Origin of the sequence: Pseudomonas fungipugnans (assembly GCF_029955235.1) — a bacterium.
GTDB classification, from domain to species: domain Bacteria; phylum Pseudomonadota; class Gammaproteobacteria; order Pseudomonadales; family Pseudomonadaceae; genus Aquipseudomonas; species Aquipseudomonas fungipugnans.
Map to the genome: position 1 here is coordinate 1,585,063 of NZ_JARBWL010000001.1, position 17,942 is coordinate 1,603,004.

Genomic DNA, 17,942 nt, shown 5'->3' on the forward strand with positions numbered 1-17,942 from the left:
AGGAGAGCTGACTTCATCGGGACTTAAACGGGCAATTCTCTCCATCAAGGATGATCAGGATATGGGTCTGACCAGCAGCATCCAAAACGTGGAAAGTCCACATTTTTACTTCGAACTGGGGGAACTGATTGCTAACGCAGGCCATGACCGATTTGCCGAGAACATGCTGCATCTGGTGGACAAACTGGTGCCGATCAATCGGGTGGAGTTGACCGAATGGACCCTCGACGAGCGCCAGGCCAGCATCCTCGACATCAAGCATCTGGGCAGCGCCGGCCTGTGGGCTGACATCTGCTTTACCGAACTGTCACACCGCCAGGACGACCATCCACTGTTCAAGAACATCATTGAAATGGATGACTCGCTGCTGATCCAGATGAACGCCCAAAGCAAAAGCCCCGACGCACGCTGCACTTCGCATCAGTGCAATCTGGTGTCACGCAAGTCCAATCGCCGCTGCGTCATCTCGTTCTACCGGGCACACACGCAACGGGTGTTTTCCCTGTCCGAACTGTCGTTTCTCAAAAGCCTGTCGCAAACCCTGCTGCCATTGATCGAGTGCCACGCCCGGATCTGCCGTCACACCCAGCCGCACAATCCGGGCACTGCTATCGCCGGTGAGCAGACGCCCTTGCAGCGCGAGTTCCATGAACGACTGGCGCGCGACGACATCGCCTTGTCGGCCCGGGAAAAAGAAGTGTGTCTGGGGTTGCTGTCCGGCGGCACCGTGCCGGAAATGGCGGACAAGCTCAGCGTGAAAAACAGCTCCATCGAAACTTACCTCAAACGCGCCGCGGCCAAGCTTGGGGTCAGCGGCCGGCACGGACTGGCCAAGTGGATGGCCGGGGCATGAGTGAGCGGTCAATCGCGATACTGAGCGCGGCGTTGTTACTGGGAGGTTGCTCGCTGATACCGGATTACCGACAGCCGCCGTCACCGACGGCTGCGCAGTATCCACAAGGGCCAGCCTATGGCGCGGCGGTGGCTCCAACAACACCGATGCCGGCCGGCTGGCAGACACTGTTCCATGACCCGGCGTTGCAGCAGTTGATTAACGGCGCCCTGATGAACAACCGCGACCTGCGCGTGGCGGCCTTGAACGTGCAAGCGTTCCAGGCGCAATACCGCATTCAGCGCGCCGACCTGTTCCCTGCCGTATCCGCCAACGGCACCGGCTCGCGTCAGCGCATACCCGGTATCGGGCCGAGCAAGGCGCGGATCAATGCCTCTTATTCGGCGACTCTGGGCATCAGCGCTTATGAGCTGGATTTTTTCGGTCGCGTGCGCAGCCTCACGGATCAGGCGATGCTCAACTACCTGGCAACCGAAGAAGCCCGGCGCAGTGCCGAGATCAGCCTGGTGGCCAACGTCGCCAACGCGTACCTGACCTGGCGTGCTGACCAGGAACTGCTGGAGCTGACCCGCCAGACCCTCGCCGCCGACGAAGAAAGCCTGCGCCTGACCCTGCGCACCAGCACCACCGGCAAGGTCTCGGCGCTGGACTCGATCCAGGCGCAGACCAGCGTCGACAGCACCCGTGCCAGCCTCGCGCGCTACACCCGCCAGGTTGCCCGGGACGTCAACGCCCTGACGCTGCTGGTGGGTGCCCCGGTTGACGATTCATTGCCCGGACGACCGTTGGCCAGCGATCTGGTGGCGCGGGTGCCGGCCGGGTTGCCGTCGCAATTGCTGCAACGGCGCCCGGACATCGTCCAGGCCGAATACAAGCTGCAGGCGGCCAACGCCAACATCGGCGCGGCCCGGGCGGCTTTTTTCCCCAGTATCACCCTGACCGCCAACGCCGGCACCACCAGCCTGCAGATGTCCGGGCTGTTCAAGGGCGGTTCCGGGACCTGGACCTTCCAGCCACAAATCAACCTGCCGATCTTCAATGCCGGCAGCCTGCGAGCCAGCCTGGATTACGCAAAGTTGCAGAAGGACATCACTGTCGCCCAATACGAAAAGTCGATTCAGGCCGCGTTTCAGGAAGTGGCTGACGGCCTGGCGGCACGCCAGACCTATAACGATCAGCTCGCCGCCCAGCGCGCCTTTGTCCAGGCCAGCCAGGACTACTACACCCTGGCCGAACACCGTTATCGCATCGGCGTCGACAGCCACCTGGTGTTTCTCGACGCACAACGCTCGCTGTATGGTGCGCAACAAGGGCTGATCACTGATCGGCTGGCGCAGTTGATCGCCGAGGTGAATCTGTACACGGCGCTGGGTGGGGCCTGGGAGGCGCAGCCGACACCCATGTCGATCAGCCAAAAATAAACACGGTTCCTGTGCCGAGGGAGCTTGCTCCCGCTCGGCTGCGCAGCAGTCGTAAGCCGCCGGGCCAGGTTTGCCTGATACACCGCGCGCATGGGTCCAGGGCCGCTTCGCCGCCCAGCGGGAGCAAGCTCCCTCGCCACAGGATGTGCCGGAGCCCGAAGTCATTTCATGGCAACGCCGGCTCAGGCGTCCTGAATAATTAGCAAGCTGACTAAATATTCATGCAGTTTTTGGTCGCTTTGCGCATTGCGCAGGCCGTGGGGGTCTATTCTGCGTTGAGCAGAGCCGCGGCACTGACGCCATGATGCGCCCTTGCGCACGCACTCGTGCGGCCATCGTGTTTCGTATCCAGTCGCCAACCGGGCTCACTCACGTTTCCATGGACAGGCAGTCGATCCAGCGGTCGCGTCCAGGCCGTCGCTCGTGTCGCTGTCCGGTCCGCAGCCCGGATAATCGCAATGCATGCACTTGTACGTATCGCGTTGGGAAAACCGTATACCTTTGTCGTGCTGGCGATCCTGATCCTGATCGCCGGGCCGTTGGCGGCATTGCGCACGCCCACCGACATCTTTCCCGAGATCCGCATTCCGGTGATTGCCGTCATCTGGCAGTTCACCGGCCTGTCACCGGACCAGATGGCCGGGCGGATCACCTCGCCGTTCCAGCGGGTGCTGACCACCACCGTCAACGACATACGGCACATCGAGGCGCAGTCGTTGAACGGCTACGGGATCGTGAAAATCTTCTTCCAGCCCAACGTCAATATCACCAACGCCAACGCGCAAGTGACCTCGGTGTCGCAAGCGATTCTGCGCCAGCTGCCACCCGCCACTACCCCGCCGTTGATCCTCAACTACAGCGCTTCAACCGTGCCGATCATTCAGCTGGCGCTGTCCGGCAAGGGCTTGAGCGAACAGCAACTGGGCGACATCGGGCTCAACACCGTGCGACTGATGCTGACGACCGTCGCCGGGGCGGCCATCCCGTATCCGTTCGGCGGCAAGAGCCGGCAGATCCAGATCGATCTCGATTCAGCCGCGTTGCAGGCCCGTGGGCTCTCGGGGCAGGACGTGGCCAATGCGCTGGCCACTCAAAACCTGATCACCCCGATCGGCACCGAAAAAATCGGCGACTACGAATACCCGCTGCTGCTGAACAACGCGCCGTCGGACTTCAAGGACCTGGAAGACCTGCCGATCAAGACCGCCAATGGCACCACGGTGCTGATGCGTGATGTGGCGACGGTGCGCGACGGCAACCCGCCGCAAACCAACATCGTGCACGTCAATGGCGCCCGCTCGCTGCTGCTGACCATCCTCAAGACCGGCTCGGCCTCGACACTGGGCGTCATCACCGGCATCCGGGACAAACTGGACGAGTCCAAGGCCGCCCTGCCCGACAACCTGAAAATCGAACTCATTGAAGACCAGTCGGTGTTCGTCCGGGCGGCGATCAGCAGCGTGGCCAAGGAAGGGATCATCGCCGCGGCGCTGACCAGCCTGATGATCCTGTTGTTCCTGGGCAGCTGGCGCTCGACGGTGATCATTGCCGTGTCAATCCCGCTGTCGATTCTGGCCTCCATTGCCACCCTCGCCGCCATGGGTGAAACCCTGAATATCATGACCCTCGGTGGCCTGGCGCTGGCGGTGGGGATTCTGGTGGACGAGGCGACCGTCACCATCGAGAACATCAACTGGCACCTGGAACAGGGCAAAGAGGTGAAGACCGCGATCCTCGATGGCGCCGCGCAGATCGTCACCCCGGCCTTTGTCTCGCTGCTGTGCATTTGCATCGTGTTCGTGCCGATGTTCTTCCTCGAAGGCATCGCCCGGTATCTGTTCGTGCCCATGGCCGAGGCCGTGGTGTTCGCCATGATCGCCTCGTTCCTGCTGTCGCGAACGCTGGTGCCGACCATGGCCAACTACCTGCTCAAGCCACACACCAAGGATGAAGAAGCAGAGCACAACAAGCGCTCGGGCAATCCGCTGGTGCGCTTTCAGCGTGGCTTCGAAAAGCGTTTCGAAGCCGCACGCGACCGCTATCACGCGCTGCTGGAAACGACCCTGCATCACCGGGGGATTTTCGTGGTGTGCTTTTTCGGCTTTGTGCTTGCGTCCTTCATCCTCGTGCCTTTTCTGGGGCGCAACTTTTTCCCGGCGGTCGATGCCGGGCAGATCCTGTTGCACGTAAGGGCGCCGGTCGGGACACGGGTGGAGAAGACCGCCGAATACATCTTCAAGGTTGAAGACTCGATCCGGCGCATCATCCCGCCAGCGGACCTCGGTTCGGTGGTCGACAACATCGGCCTGTCGATCAGCGGTATCAACATCACCTACAACAACACCGGGACCGTCGGCTCACAGGACAGTGACATCCACATCAAACTCAATGACGGCCATCGCCCCAGCGCCGAGTACATGCGGCAAATGCGCGAACAACTGTCCCGGCAATTCCCCAGCCTGGTGTTTTCCTTTCCGCCGGCAGACATCGTCGGGCAGATTCTGAATTTCGGCGCCTCCGCTCCGATTGACCTGCAAATCCAGGGGAACAACCAGGCCGCCAACTTCACCTATGCCAACACCCTGCTGCGCGAGATTCGCCGGGTGCCGGGGGTCGCCGATGCGCGGATCCAGCAATCGCAGCAATTGCCGACGTTCAAGGTCAACGTCGACCGCACGCGGGCGCAACTGGTCGGCATCACCGAGCGCGATGTCACCAACAGCCTGGTGGTCAACCTCGCGGGCTCCAGCCAGGTGGCGCCGACTTACTGGCTGAACAATGCCAATGGCATCTCCTACCCGATCGTGATGCAGACGCCGCAATACAACCTCGACTCACTGTCAGCCCTGAACAACTTGCCGCTCAGCCCGACCGGCGCCGGCAATGACGAACAGATTCTCGGCGGCCTGGCGACGCTTGAGCGCACCAACAGCCACTCGGTGTTCAGCCAGTCGGAGCTGCAGCCGGTGGTGGAGATTTACGCCTCGACCCAGGACCGCGATCTCGGCGCCGTGGCAGCGGACATCCAGAACATCATCAACTCCCATGCCAAGGACGTGCCCAAGGGCTCGAAAGTGGCGCTGCAAGGCCAGGTGCAAACCATGAACAGCGCGTTCAACGGCATGCTGTACGGCCTGCTCGGCGCCGTGGTGCTGATCTACCTGGTGATCGTGGTCAACTTCCAGTCCTGGCTCGATCCGTTCGTCATTCTCATGGCGTTGCCGGCGGCGTTGGCGGGTATTGTCTGGATGCTGTTCCTCACCCATACGCCGTTGTCGGTGCCGGCGTTGACCGGCGCGATCATGTGCATCGGCGTGGCGACCGCCAACGCGATTCTGGTGGTCAGTTTCTGCCGTGAACGTCTGGACGCCCACGGCGACTCCATCGCCTCGGCGCTGGAGGCCGGTTTCACCCGGTTCCGCCCGGTGCTGATGACCGCCCTGGCCATGATCATCGGCATGACGCCGATGGCCCTGAGCCTGGGCGAAGGTGGCGAGCAGAATGCACCCCTGGGGCGGGCGGTGATTGGCGGGTTGTCCTTCGCCACGGTGGCCACACTGTTCCTGGTGCCGATCATTTTCAGCATTGTCCACGCCCGTGACGACAGCGAGCCTGCCCCGGCCACTGACGCGGCCTCTGCTACCCCAGAGGGGGCCTGACATGTCCAACGACACCGTTGCACCGAACAACACGCCTCCCCAGCGTCGCAAGCACAGCCTGTGGCGCATCGCACTGACGGTGCTGGTTCTGTTGCTGATCGTTGTCGCCTGCGTCATCTGGCGCGTCAGCGAGTCGCGCACCCTCAAGGACTGGACCGACAAACAGGCGCTGCCCAACGTCGTGCTGATCTCCCCAAGCGTCGCCCCGCAAGGTCCGGTGCTGAATTTGCCGGGGCGGCTGGAGGCGTTTTCCAGAGCCTCGATCTTCGCCCGTGTCAGCGGTTATCTGAAGTCGTGGAAATTCGACATCGGCGCCCCGGTCAAGGCCGGGCAACTGCTCGCCGAAATCGACGCCCCTGAACTCGACCAGCAACTGCTTCAGGCCCGCGCCGACCTGGCCACCGCCCAGGCCAACGAGTCGCTGGCGGCCACCACGGCGAAACGCTGGCAGGCGATGCTGGCCTCCGACTCGGTGTCGCGCCAGGACGTCGATCAGCGCACCGGTGACTTGAGCGCCAAACAGGCGCAGGTCATGGCGGCGAAAGCCAATGTCGACCGGCTGGTGGCGACCAAGGGCTTCCAGCGTCTGGTCGCGCCATTCGACGGCGTGGTAACGGCGCGCGAAACCGATGTCGGGGCGTTGATCAATGCCGGCAGTGGCGCGAATGGCCCGGAGTTGTTCGTCGTGTCGGACGTCAGCCGTCTGCGGGTTTACGTGCAGGTGCCGCAGACTTTTTCGCCGCTGGTGCGGGCCGGCACCATCGCCAGCCTGACGGTGCCCGAATACCAGAAGGAACAGTTTCCCGCCCGGGTCATCGCCACTGCCGATTCGGTCAACGCCACCTCGGGCACCACGCTGGTTCAATTGCTGGTCGATAATCCCGGTGGACGTCTGATACCGGGCGGTTTCACCAATGTCGAATTCAAGCTGCCGGTGCAGGTCAAGGCCCTGCGTCTGCCGGCCAGCGCGCTGATCTATGACGAACACGGTCTGCGGGTGGCAACGCTGGATTCGAACGACAAGGTACGCTTCAAAACCATCACCATCGCCCGCGAACTGGGTGATTCGGTGGAAGTCGGCTCGGGGCTGTTGGCCAGTGACCGGGTGATCGACACCCCGCCAGACGGTCTCGCCGACGATGACAGCGTGCAAGTGGTGCAGCCCGACAAGGGGGCCAAAGGCAATGGCTGAGCGGACGGTGTTGTGCACATCGGGCTGGTTGCTGGGCGCGGTGCTGGGGCTCAGTGCCTGCTCGCTGGCGCCCGCCTACCATGTGCCGCCCACACCGGTGGCCGGGCAGTTCCGCAGCATCGCACCCTGGACCACCGCGCAGCCTTCGGATCAGTTGAGCCGCGATGGCTGGTGGCAGATGTACAACGACCCACAACTCGACGCGCTGCAACAGCAATTGCTGCACAACAACCCGGACCTGAGCGCCGCGCTGGCGCATTACGCCCAGGCCCAGGCCTTTGTGAGGCAGGTGGAGTCGGGGCTGTTTCCAACCATCACCGGCAATGCCGAGCCGCAACGCATTCGCCAGTCGGACAACAAGCCGCTGCGCTCCGGCGGGCCTGATGTGTACAACTCGGTGACCGTCGGGGCCGAGATCGACTACGAGGTGGATTTGTGGGGCCGCGTGCGCGATACAGTCGCCGCCGGCAAAGATGAAGCCCAGGCGCAGAAAGCCGATCTGGCCTCGGCGCGCCTGAGCCTGCAAACGCAACTGGCCGACACGTATATTCGTCTGCGGGGCCTTGATCAACAGACGCGGTTGCTGACGGCAACTGGCGCAGCGTTCGAGAAAGCGCTGAACCTGACTCAGGGTCTGCATGACGGCGGCATTGTCTCGGGGCTGGACGTGGCTCGCGCTCGCACGCAGCTGTCTTCGGCCAGATCGCAACTGACGCAGAACATCGCCCAGCGCGCCCTGCTGGAACACGCCATTGCGGCGCTGGTGGGTGCTTCGGCGTCGGACTTCACTATCGCTCAAAGCACCCGCGTCGTGACCCTGCCCGTGGTGCCCGTCGGCTTGCCATCGACCTTGTTGCAACGGCGCCCCGACATCGCCGCCGCCGAACGCCGGACCGCCGAAGCCAATGCAAAAATCGGCGTGGCCCGTGCAGCGTTTTATCCCAGCCTGACCTTGAGCGCCCAGGCCGGCTTCCAAAGCGCCGAGTACGCCAAACTGCTCTCGGCGCCCAACCTGTTCTGGATGATCGGGCCGTCCCTGGTGGGCACCCTGTTCGACGGTGGCGCGCACCAGGCCGAACTGGACGCGGCCAGGGCTGCCACCGATGAGGCCGGCGCGCACTACCGCAGCGTGGTGCTGGCGGCATTCGCCCAGGTCGAAGACAACCTGTCGCTGGTGTCCGGGCTGGGCTCGGCCCTCAAGGACCAACGCGACGCGGCGGATGCGGCGCAGCAATCGGAGAACCTGGCGCTGGACCAGTATCGTCAGGGGGCTGTGGGGTATCTGGATGTCGTCTCCGCACAGACCACCGCGTTGCAGGCGCAAAGCAGCGTGCTGGATTTGCAGACCCGCCAGTTGAGCGCCAATGTGGGGTTGATCAAGGCGTTGGGTGGCGGCTGGTCGAGCGAGGAATTGGCGAGTATTTCAGCGCACAAGGAGTGAGCGCAATTAACGGCCTACAGAGATCTGAATGTGCAAGCGGGCTTGCCCGCGAAGACGGTGGGTCAGTCAACATATCAGTGACTGGATTACCGCCATCGCGGGCAAGCCCGCTCCCACAGGGGGGGGGTCTTCAGCGAACACAAAGTCTGTATACGGCCACAGGGGGGATATTCAGCGAACACAAAGTCCGGGTATGACCACAAAAAAATGTGGGAGCGGGCTTGCTCGCGATAGCGCCAGGTCAGCCAACATCTTAGTGACTGGACAACCGCCATCGCGGGCAAGCCCACTCCCACAAGGGGGGTCTTCAGCGAACACAAAATCCGGGTATGACCACAAAAAAAATGTGGGAGCGAGCTTGCTCGCGATAGCGGTGGGTCAGCCAACATCTTAGTGACTGGAATACCGCCATCGCGGGCAAGCCCACTCCCACAGGGGGATCTTCAGCGAACACAAAGTCCGGGTATGACCACAAAAAAATGTGGGAGCGGGCTTGCTCGCGATAGCGGTGGATCAGTCAACATCGTCCGTGACTGGTCTACCGCCATCGCGGGCAAGCCCGCTCCCACAGGGGGATCCTTCGGCGAACACAAGATTTGCGTACAACCACAAAAAAATGTGGGAGCGGGCTTGCCCGCGATAGCGCCGGGTCAGCCAACATCTCAGTGACTGGATTACCGCCATCGCGGGCAAGCCCACTCCCACAGGGGGGGTCTTCATCGAACACAAAGTCCGTGTATGAACACAGAAAAATGTGGGAGCGGGCTTGCCCGCGATAGCGGTGGGTCAGTCAACATCGTCCGTGACTGGTCTACCGCCATCGCGGGCAAGCCCGCTCCCACAGGGGGGGGTGCGGTGGGCACAGGATGTGTGCGCCACCACAGATTCATGGCCTAGATATTTTTCTCATCAATCCCCGCCTGCAACGCCTGGCTGTCGTAATGGCCGCCCACGGTCACTGGCCCCAGTTTGACGCTGTGTTCTCCCGCAGCGGAAACGGCGGGTTTGGCGCCCTCCTCTTGCGGTTTTTGCGGCAGGTCCAGTCCTGCAGTCACTCCGTAATCACGGTTGTTCACCGTGCGGGTGCCGACCTTGGAACCGCCCAGGTCCACATGACCCTCAGTGGCAGAAATCCGTGCACCGGTCAGTTGGGTTGAACCGTCCACCTTGAGGTTCACCCCTTGCGTGCCGCTGATACCCGAAGCCTGGCCAACGCTGTCCTTGTGTGAATACCCGCCGTCAATCTTGAGGGTCGGCTTGTAATCGGTGCCGCCCGGTTTGGCGTTGTCGGCGACTTTGTCCTTATCGGCCGGCGCGGCTTTTTTGCCGGTCAGGCCCAGGTCGACATCGACCTTGGCATTCGTCTGGCTGTCCTGGCGGCTTTCCACCGTCAGGTCGCCGCCCACCTTGCCGTTGACGGTTTTGGCATCGATCCGCGCGCCGGCCAGATGCACGTCACCGACACTGTTGATGACCACGCTGTCAGCCTTGACCTGGCTGTTCTGCTGGGTGGTGCCTTGCAGGTAATCGACCCCGATCTTGGCCCCGGCATTGAAGCCGTGATCGCTCTTCGCCGCGTCCTTGTCACCGGCAGCCGTCGGCGTGCTGTTGCTCAGGTTGCCACCGGCATTCAGCGCCACGTTCCAGTTGCTGCGGTTTTGCGCGGACTGGGCTGACTCCTGGGAGATGCCACCGCCCTGCGCATCCAGACTGACGCTCGGTGCGCTGACCTGCGTGCCTTGCAGATGGATGGCATCGCCGCTGAGCGCAATGCCGCCCAGGCCATTGAGTTGGCCGCCAGTCAGCGTCCGGGTGTCTTCATTGACCCCGCCGATGTTGAAATTGGCGCTGAGGTTACCGCCCTTGTCCAGGCTCTTCTCGGTGCTGGTTTTGCTGCCGCCGACGTTGAGCCCGCCACCCAGATGGCTGCCAGTGGCGCTGTGGGTGTCGCTGGCGGCTTGCAGATCGAGCTTGCCGTCGGCCTTCAAATCGATACCGCCGACGCTGTCGATCTTTGTCCCTTGCAGGGTCTGGTTGCCACCGCTGCTCAGGTGCACCGGCCCTTGGCCCTGAATACCGGCGACATGCGCCTGGCTGTCGCGGGTCTGGCTGTCTTTGTGATCGAGCTGGAACCCGGCGCCCAGGTTGACGTTGGTGCCGTCGGTGCCCGGTAAGGTGCCGACGCTCAGCGAGCCATTGCCGCGCAGGCTGGCGCTGTCGCTGCTCTGGTGGTCGTTGGCCTGATTCAGCGCCAGATCGCCGCCGGTCTTGATGCTCACACCGCCCTGTCCGCCGTTGAACTGGCTGCCTTCGAACTGGCCGTCGCCGCGCAGGTTGAGGTTGACCCCGTTGCTGCCGGCATAACTGCCGACCACAGCGGTGTCACTGTTCTTGCTGCTTTGGCTGCTACCGCCCGCGCCGCTGCCGGCGACGTTCACGTCTTCGCCGGTTTTGGTGTAGACGCGCGCACCGGACTTGGCATCCAGTGCCTGATCGGTGCTGCTGTGGCTGTTGCTGGCCGCGTTGGCGACCAGCTTGTCGGCGTTGACAGTGACCTTGCCGGCGCTCGCCTGGTACTGCGTGCCCTGGTCCTGCAAGGTGCCGCCGACGTTGACGTCCACGGTGCCGCCCTTGAACTGGCTGACCACGGCGCTGCCGGCTTGCTCGGTGTGGCTGGCGTCCTGATGACCGATGGCGAGATCGAGGCCGACGTTCGGCTGGCCCAGTTTGGACAGTGCGTCCTTGTCCGGCACCTTGCCGCCCAACACGTCTTTGATAGCGGTGGCGACGGGACGGGCAATGTCTTTGTATTCGACGTTGGCGCCGATGTCCGCCTGCCAGTTGCTCTCGGTGTGAGTGCTGCTGTCGGTGTTGCGGGCGGCGCGATTGTCGACCTCGCCCGCCGCCACGTTCAGGCCGGTGCCGGCGTTGAGCCGGGCGCCTTCGGTGGTGAGTGTGTCGGCGTTGATGTTGAGCTTGCCACTGCTGCTGACGCGGGTGGTTTGCGCCGTGGTTTGCCCGGTGGTGTCCCGGGACGTGCTGTGCGCAAAATCCACGCCGCTGCCCGCGCGATCGAGGCCGCCGGTGTAGTAGAAACCGCCGCTGGTGCTGGCTTTATCGGTCGAGGTGTTGTGGCTGTCCTGCTCGGCCAGCAGCGCGACATTTTTTCCGCTCAGGGTCGTATCACCGTGAGTGGCGTTGACGTCGGCGCCCTTGAGCGTCAAGTCACCGCCCGCCTGCACCTGTACGCTGCCACCGCTGAGGCTGGAGCCTTGCTGGTGCACGTCGTTGCGGGTCACGGTCTGCTGTTTGTCTTGGTAATGAATACCGGCGCGGTACTGCCCGGCGTCCGGCGCATTCTCTTTGGCGTACGCGTCGAAGCCACGGGTTTCATGGCTGTTGCTGCTGTCGCGGGTGTCCCGCGCCGAGTGCACATTGACGTCCCCCGCCGCCGCAACGTCGAGCGCGCCACCGGCCTTGACCGTGGAGCCCGCCACGTCGAGGTCTTTGGCGCTTTTGAGCGTGAGGTTGCTGTCGGAGGTCAGCCCGCTGCGCACAGTGGTGCTGTCCTTGGCGTTCTGCCGGGTTTCGTCCTTGGTGATGCCGAAGAACTTGCTGTCCTTGTCATGGCTGTTGCTGTGCGAGGTGTCTTGCACGCCGTCGATGACCAGCGAACCCTTGTCGCTGATGACACTGGCCTCGGTGCCGCCACGTACCTGGCTGCCGCTGATGCGCACCTCATCTGCCTTGACGATCAGCTTGCCCGTCGCGTTGATCTTGCTGCCCTGGTTCTGGGTCTTGCCCTGATCGGCATCGCCGGTCTTGCCGAAGAAACCGCCGCCCACCAGATCGCCCGAATAGCTGTTGTCGCTCTTGCGCTGGGTGCGGCTGGCGCTGGTGATGTCCACCTGCTTGCCGGCCAGATTGATGTCGCCCTGGCTGCTCAACTCGGCGCCTTCGGAATGCAACAGTGCCGCCGTGGCCAGGGCGATGTTGCCACCTTTCAACTGGCTGGTGACGCTGCGCTGTTCTTCGCTGCGGGTGTCCCAATTGGCTTTCCACAGGTGTTTGCGGTGGTTGCCTTGATCGGTTTGCGTATGGGTTTCGGTGGCGGCGGTCAGACGTAAATCGCCGGCGCTTTTGACACTGAGGTTCTTCGCCGCTTCGAGCTTGGCGGCCTTGAGTTCGGTATTGCCACCGGACGACAGCTCGGCGTCGCGGCTGGCCAGCACTTGGCTGCCGTGCTGCCGCGAGTCGCTGTCGGTCTGGGTCCGGTCATAGGTTTCCCAGGTGATGCCCAGGGTGCTGCTGTTCCAGTTTTCCCGTTGCTCCTGAAGCTTGCGGCTTTGGACGGTGCTCAGGGTCAGGTTGCGTTTGGCGTCGAGTTTGACGTCACGTCCGCTGACGTCGGTGGCGGCCAGGGTCAGGTCCTTGCCGCTGTGCAAACCGACATCGCCGGCACTGCTGCGTACCCCGGCACGCTGCACGTCGAGGCTGTTGGGCACGGCTTCACCGCTGATGCTCAGGTCGCCCGCCGAGCGAATCTGCACGCCGTCGCGGCCCGCCACCTGCACCGGGCCAACCCGCACGCCCGCGCCTTCGGCGGTGCTGACAATATTGATGCGCCCGGCCTGCATTGCGCCGAACAGGCTGGCGTCGATGCGTTGCTCGGTGGTGTTGCCCGCCGGGTCGACCGCTTTCACCCGGCCGCTGGCGTAGTCCACCTGGTTGCGGCCGACGGTGAGGTTGAGTTGATCGCGGGCGTCGACGCGGCCCTGGGTGTCGATGCGCGGAGCGATCAGGTTGATCGAGCCCTCGCGGTTTTGCAGGCCCTGCCCCTGCACCTGCAAGGCGCCCGTGGCGTCGCGGGTGCTCAGGGCTTGCAGCTTGCCGTCGTTCAATTCAGGACGACCGACCACCAGGTTGGCGTTCGGCGTATTGATGAAGCTGCCGCCATTGACCGAGATACCGTTGGGGTTGGCCAACACGTAATCGGCGGCGCGACCGAAAATTTCCTGGGCGCCGTTGAGGGTCGAGGCGTTGCGGCTGATCACTTCGTTGAGGATCACGCTCGCCGCCTGGCCCTGGAACTGCGGGTTGGCCGCCAGTTGCCCGGCCAGTTGCGACTGCCCGGCCTGCAAGGCGTTGTTCAGCACCAGGCCCTGACGGTCGACGTTGTAATCCAGGAACTGGTTGTGCGACAGACCGGAGCCGTTCGGCGCCACGATGTTGACGATGGGCACGCCGCCCTGGGTTTGCAATTGCGCGGTGCCGCCAGGGCCGGGTGCGACCACCACACCACCGGCCAACGCGTTCGGCAGATGCACAACCAGAAACAGGCTGGCAATCGCCCAGCGCAGTTTGCCCCGAGGGGAAAGATGAAACGCAAATGTCTGTACAGGCATAAAAACCTCTCAATTAAAGTGCGGCATCACGTTGCGCGTTGGTAGGTTGCCGTGGCTGTCGCGCACAGATCCGACGGCTGTTTGCTGCGGTGTTCATAGCTGCAACCCCACGCGCATCAGCCAGGTTTCAGGCTCGTGCCGAAAGCCGCTGGGGGTGGTGAGGCTGCGTTGGTAATCAACGTCCACTTGCAGGTTTTTCCAGCTCAGGTTGACCCCGGCGCTGGCCCCGTTCAGGCGTTGTCCCTGGGCGCCGTGGTCGGCTTTCAGCCAGCCGTTGTCGAGGCCCAGGCGCGGGGTGATCTGCACCGGCAAACCGCTGCGCAATGGCAGGCGCAAGGTGTTGCGCCAGATCGCGCCGCTGGCGCCCGAGGCGCTGTTGACCCGGTAGCCGCGCACGGCGGAGTCGTCGGTGCCCAGCAGTTGTTCAATGGCCGGCAGCGGATCGGGGCTGTATTGCAGGTTGAGCTGGCTCTGCCACTGCCACGCCTGCTGAGCGAACTGGCCGTTGCGCCACTGGCTGAGGCCGGCGCGGTACTTGCGAAACTGCGCCTTGGGCTGGTTGTTGACCTGATGATTGGCATCGTCGTCGGCGCCAAGCCAGCGCAGGCCCTGGGCGTAATTGATGTCCAGGTTCCACACCGCGCTGTTGAGCCAGAACAGATTCAGCCCCGCTTCGGCCACGGTGAGCGTCGGGCTCTGAATGCCCAGACGGACGTTCTCCAGATAGCTGTCGACGTCCTTGTGCGCCAGTTGCAGATTGGCGCTGAGTTGATGCCCCTGATCGCGCCACAATACGCGGTCGGCCCTCAGACTGAGCTGATCGGTGATGCCGGTGCTGTGAAACGTCACCGCGCTGATTTTCAACGGTGCACGGTATTCGGCATGGCTGGCGAAGGTGCTGAACGTCCAGTAGCCATAAGGAATCGCGTAGTAAAGGCTGGCGTTACGGCTGTAGCGGTCGCCCTGATTGAGGGTGTCGCTGGCACTCAGATTGAGCGCGTCGTTGAGTTGCAGCGGGCTGTCCAGACTCAGGCTGACGGTGTCGCGATCACGCCCGGTGCTGGCGCTGCCGAGGTTGTCCATGCCAAGACCCAACGCCCAGTGCGACTGGCCGCTGGTGCGCGAACGCAGGATAAGTCGCGTGGCGCCGGGCTGGGTGCCGGGGGCGACGTCGGCGGTCAGGTCGATGGAGCGCAGCCGGTTCAACTGGTCCAGGCCCTGCTCCAGGTCCCGCAGGTTCAGCGGCTTGCCGAGCATGCCCGGGAACGCGCCGCCGAGGGACACCGGCAGGCTCTGATCCGCCAGCTCGATGGACTCGACATAGCCTTCATCGACCCTGATATCCAGCGACTGCCCCGCCGCTGGTGCGCTGACGAGGTAAGGTCGGCTGGCGATATAACCGGCATCCACATACAGCGCCGTGATGGTCGCCAGCAGATGGTTGATCTGGCCCACGCCCATGCATGACGACAGCAGCGGTTTGATTCGCTCGTTGAGTGTCTGGCTGTCGATCAGTGTGACGCCGCCGATGCGCGTGCCGCTCAGGGGCCAGCAGCGTTCATCCGGGGCCACCTGCGTGGGTAGCACCGGTGTCGCAGGCGCCGGGCCGAAACTGCCGCGTTCCAGTTGCCGGCGCCGCTGTTCCAGTTGCAGTTGTTGCAGATCGCGCTGTTGCTGTTGTTGCTGGCGCAGCACTTCCTGACCCGGGGCGGCGGGCTCTGCTGCATGAATCGATGAAACACTCAGGCTCAACAGCAGGGCCGACAACAGCGTGCAAGGCGTGGAACGACGACGAGGCACAACGCGGAACGAATACGGCACTCAACATCCTTGCAATCATCAACTGGCGTAATGCCACTCCATCAATTTGCGTGATAGTCAGAGTGTTCCTACGCAAATGCAAGACGAGTCCTACAACGCTTACATTTCTTAAACAATTGCTCAGCTTTGTCTGCCAATCACTAGCAGGGCCAAGGCACCGCAGGCTATCAGGGTTTCCCCTAGCGCCTGAGACCATGCGGCCAACATCAATCCCGCACCGATCAACAGGTAGTAGAACAAACCAAACAACGCACCCGCCGTGCCGAGCTGGTCGCCGTAGTTCGCCAGCGCCGAACCGAGGACGTTGGGGATCGCCATGCCAAATGCCAGCACCACCCACAGCATCGCCAGCACAAACCAGCCGCTGCCTTGCATCAACCAGACGCCGATGCCCCCGGACAGTGCGATGAATGCCGCAAGGCGGATCAGCCGCGACCCGCTGAACCCCCGGCGCAACAGACGTTTGTTCAGCCAGGCGCCGAGGCCAGAGCCCAGCGCGAGCACCACACCGCTGTAGCCAAACATCGATGCGCTCAATCCCAGCCGTTCAAACATGAACGGGCCCAGGCTGTAGTAGCTGAACAAGGCGATGTTGAACAACGCGACCAACAGCGTCGAACGCCAGATATCGCGGTCGCCCAGCATGTGCCACAGGGTTGCGAACAACGCGGGCGTTGTCAGGTGTTGCGGGCGGGTTTCAGGCAAGCTCCGCAGGCACCACAACCAGAGCGCCAAGGCCAGCAGCAACAAACCCGCCAACACTGCGCGGTAGCCGAAGGCGTGTACCAGGCTCGCCCCGGTGAACAAGCCAATGGCCGGACTGGCCGCCAGTGCGATGCCCATCACCGAAAACACCTGCGCCAGTTCCGCGCCTTTGAAGCGATCACGCAGCAGGGTTTGCGTCACCACCGACCCCACCGCGGCCGCCAATCCGGCCAGCGCCTGAGCCAGCAACAGGCCGTTGAATGTGCTGACCCGCAGCGCCAGCACCGAGGCACCGACATATAGCGCCAGACCGGCCAGCATCGAGGGCCTGCGCCCGATCCGGTCACACAGCCGCCCCCACAACACCACGCCGAAGGCGAAGGCCAGGAAATACACCGACAGGGTTTGCGCCGCTTGTTGCGGGCCAACGGCAAAGGCCTGGCCGATATCCGCCAGCGCCGGGCTGTAAAGGGTTTGGGCGATCTGCGGGAACATCAGCAAGGCGATGGCCAATGCCAACAGGCGTTTTGAATTCATCACGACATCTCTTCCAGGAAAACTGGCGAGCAGCTTATTCAGTTGCAACTGACGTATTATCAAGATCCTGACAATAAATCGTTTAAATCGGACAACCCATGGCCTGGCTCGACGCGCACGACTCTTTCGATCCCGACCGCTATGGCGCGCCGGTCATTGGTATCGCCTCCACCTTGGGCGATCACGATTCCGGGTTGCATCGGCATGCGCGTGGGCAGTTGTTATTCGCCCGTCAGGGCTGCACACGCATCACCCTCGCGCAGCAGTTGTGCCTGCTGCCGCCCTCTCGCGCCGCGTGGATTCCACCGGGTGTGGTCCATCGTGCGGTGATGCAGCAGAGCGTGGACTACCGCTCGATCTGGCTGACCCCGGCGTTGTGTGCGGACTTGCCGCAACAGGTCTGCGTGATTGAAGTCAGCCCATTGCTGCGCGCCGTGCTGGAGCCGATGGCCGCTGCCGATTTCGATACCGATTGGCAGCAAGGCAAACACGCACACCTGCTGGGCCTGTGCCTGAGCGAAATTGCCGACGCCGCGCAGCAACCGATGCTCTTGCCCCTGCCCCGGGACAAACGTCTGGCGCCGCTCCTGGCAACGCCTGAACAACAGCCACCGGAACTTCAGGTGCTGGAACGTCAGATCGGCGCCAGTGGCCGTACCATCGGGCGGATTTTCCAGCGTGAAACCGGCATGAGTTATCAGCAATGGCGCCAACAGTGGCGGTTGATGCGTGCCATGGAATTGCTCACCATCGGCCGCAACATCGGCTATTGCGCTTTCGAACTGGGGTTTGCCAGCGACAGCGCCTTCATCGCGTTCTTCAAGGACATGACCGGCATCACCCCCGGCGCCTGGCTCAAGTAAGCAACTGACGATCGGCAATAAAAATCAATTGTCAGTAAACATTAC

9 protein-coding genes are annotated in these 17,942 nt (G+C 63.0%); 6 read left to right on the forward strand and 3 right to left on the reverse strand.

What is annotated here, in order from left to right; translation table 11 throughout:
* Positions 1-61: 61 nt before the first annotated feature.
* The 5 genes from POF45_RS06250 (at position 62) to POF45_RS06270 (ending at position 8,566) form a co-directional block, all read left to right on the forward strand.
* The gene (locus tag POF45_RS06250; RefSeq protein WP_259495199.1) at positions 62-853 is read left to right on the forward strand and encodes a helix-turn-helix transcriptional regulator; all 792 of its coding nucleotides are present in this window, start codon (positions 62-64) and stop codon (positions 851-853) included.
* Positions 850-2,274, forward strand: a complete 1,425-nt coding sequence (locus POF45_RS06255) for an efflux transporter outer membrane subunit (RefSeq protein WP_282315346.1) — start codon at positions 850-852, stop codon at positions 2,272-2,274. Before POF45_RS06250 ends, POF45_RS06255 begins: the two co-directional genes overlap by 4 nt.
* A 458-nt stretch (positions 2,275-2,732) precedes the next feature.
* On the forward strand, positions 2,733-5,933 hold the full coding sequence (locus POF45_RS06260) for an efflux RND transporter permease subunit (protein ID WP_282315347.1): 3,201 nt from the start codon (positions 2,733-2,735) through the stop codon (positions 5,931-5,933).
* Between the two features lies 1 nt (position 5,934).
* Positions 5,935-7,125, forward strand: a complete 1,191-nt coding sequence (locus POF45_RS06265; RefSeq protein ID WP_282315348.1) for an efflux RND transporter periplasmic adaptor subunit — start codon at positions 5,935-5,937, stop codon at positions 7,123-7,125.
* On the forward strand, positions 7,118-8,566 hold the full coding sequence (locus POF45_RS06270; protein WP_259495204.1) for an efflux transporter outer membrane subunit: 1,449 nt from the start codon (positions 7,118-7,120) through the stop codon (positions 8,564-8,566). Before POF45_RS06265 ends, POF45_RS06270 begins: the two co-directional genes overlap by 8 nt.
* An 893-nt stretch (positions 8,567-9,459) precedes the next feature.
* Here POF45_RS06270 and POF45_RS06275 read toward each other — a convergent pair.
* From POF45_RS06275 to POF45_RS06285, 3 genes are all read right to left on the reverse strand, one after another.
* On the reverse strand, positions 9,460-13,971 hold the full coding sequence (locus POF45_RS06275; RefSeq protein ID WP_282315349.1) for a hemagglutinin repeat-containing protein: 4,512 nt from the start codon (positions 13,969-13,971) through the stop codon (positions 9,460-9,462).
* A gap of 93 nt (positions 13,972-14,064) precedes the next feature.
* A complete protein-coding gene (locus tag POF45_RS06280; RefSeq protein WP_282315350.1) occupies positions 14,065-15,792 on the reverse strand; it encodes a ShlB/FhaC/HecB family hemolysin secretion/activation protein in 1,728 nt (575 codons plus the stop codon).
* 120 nt (positions 15,793-15,912) lie between these two features.
* On the reverse strand, positions 15,913-17,034 hold the full coding sequence (locus POF45_RS06285) for an MFS transporter (RefSeq protein ID WP_282315351.1): 1,122 nt from the start codon (positions 17,032-17,034) through the stop codon (positions 15,913-15,915).
* Between the two features lie 98 nt (positions 17,035-17,132).
* Here POF45_RS06285 and POF45_RS06290 point away from each other — a divergent pair, with 98 nt between their 5' ends.
* Entirely contained in the window at positions 17,133-17,897 is a 765-nt protein-coding gene (locus tag POF45_RS06290; RefSeq protein ID WP_282315352.1) for an AraC family transcriptional regulator, read from the forward strand.
* Positions 17,898-17,942 lie beyond the last annotated feature (45 nt).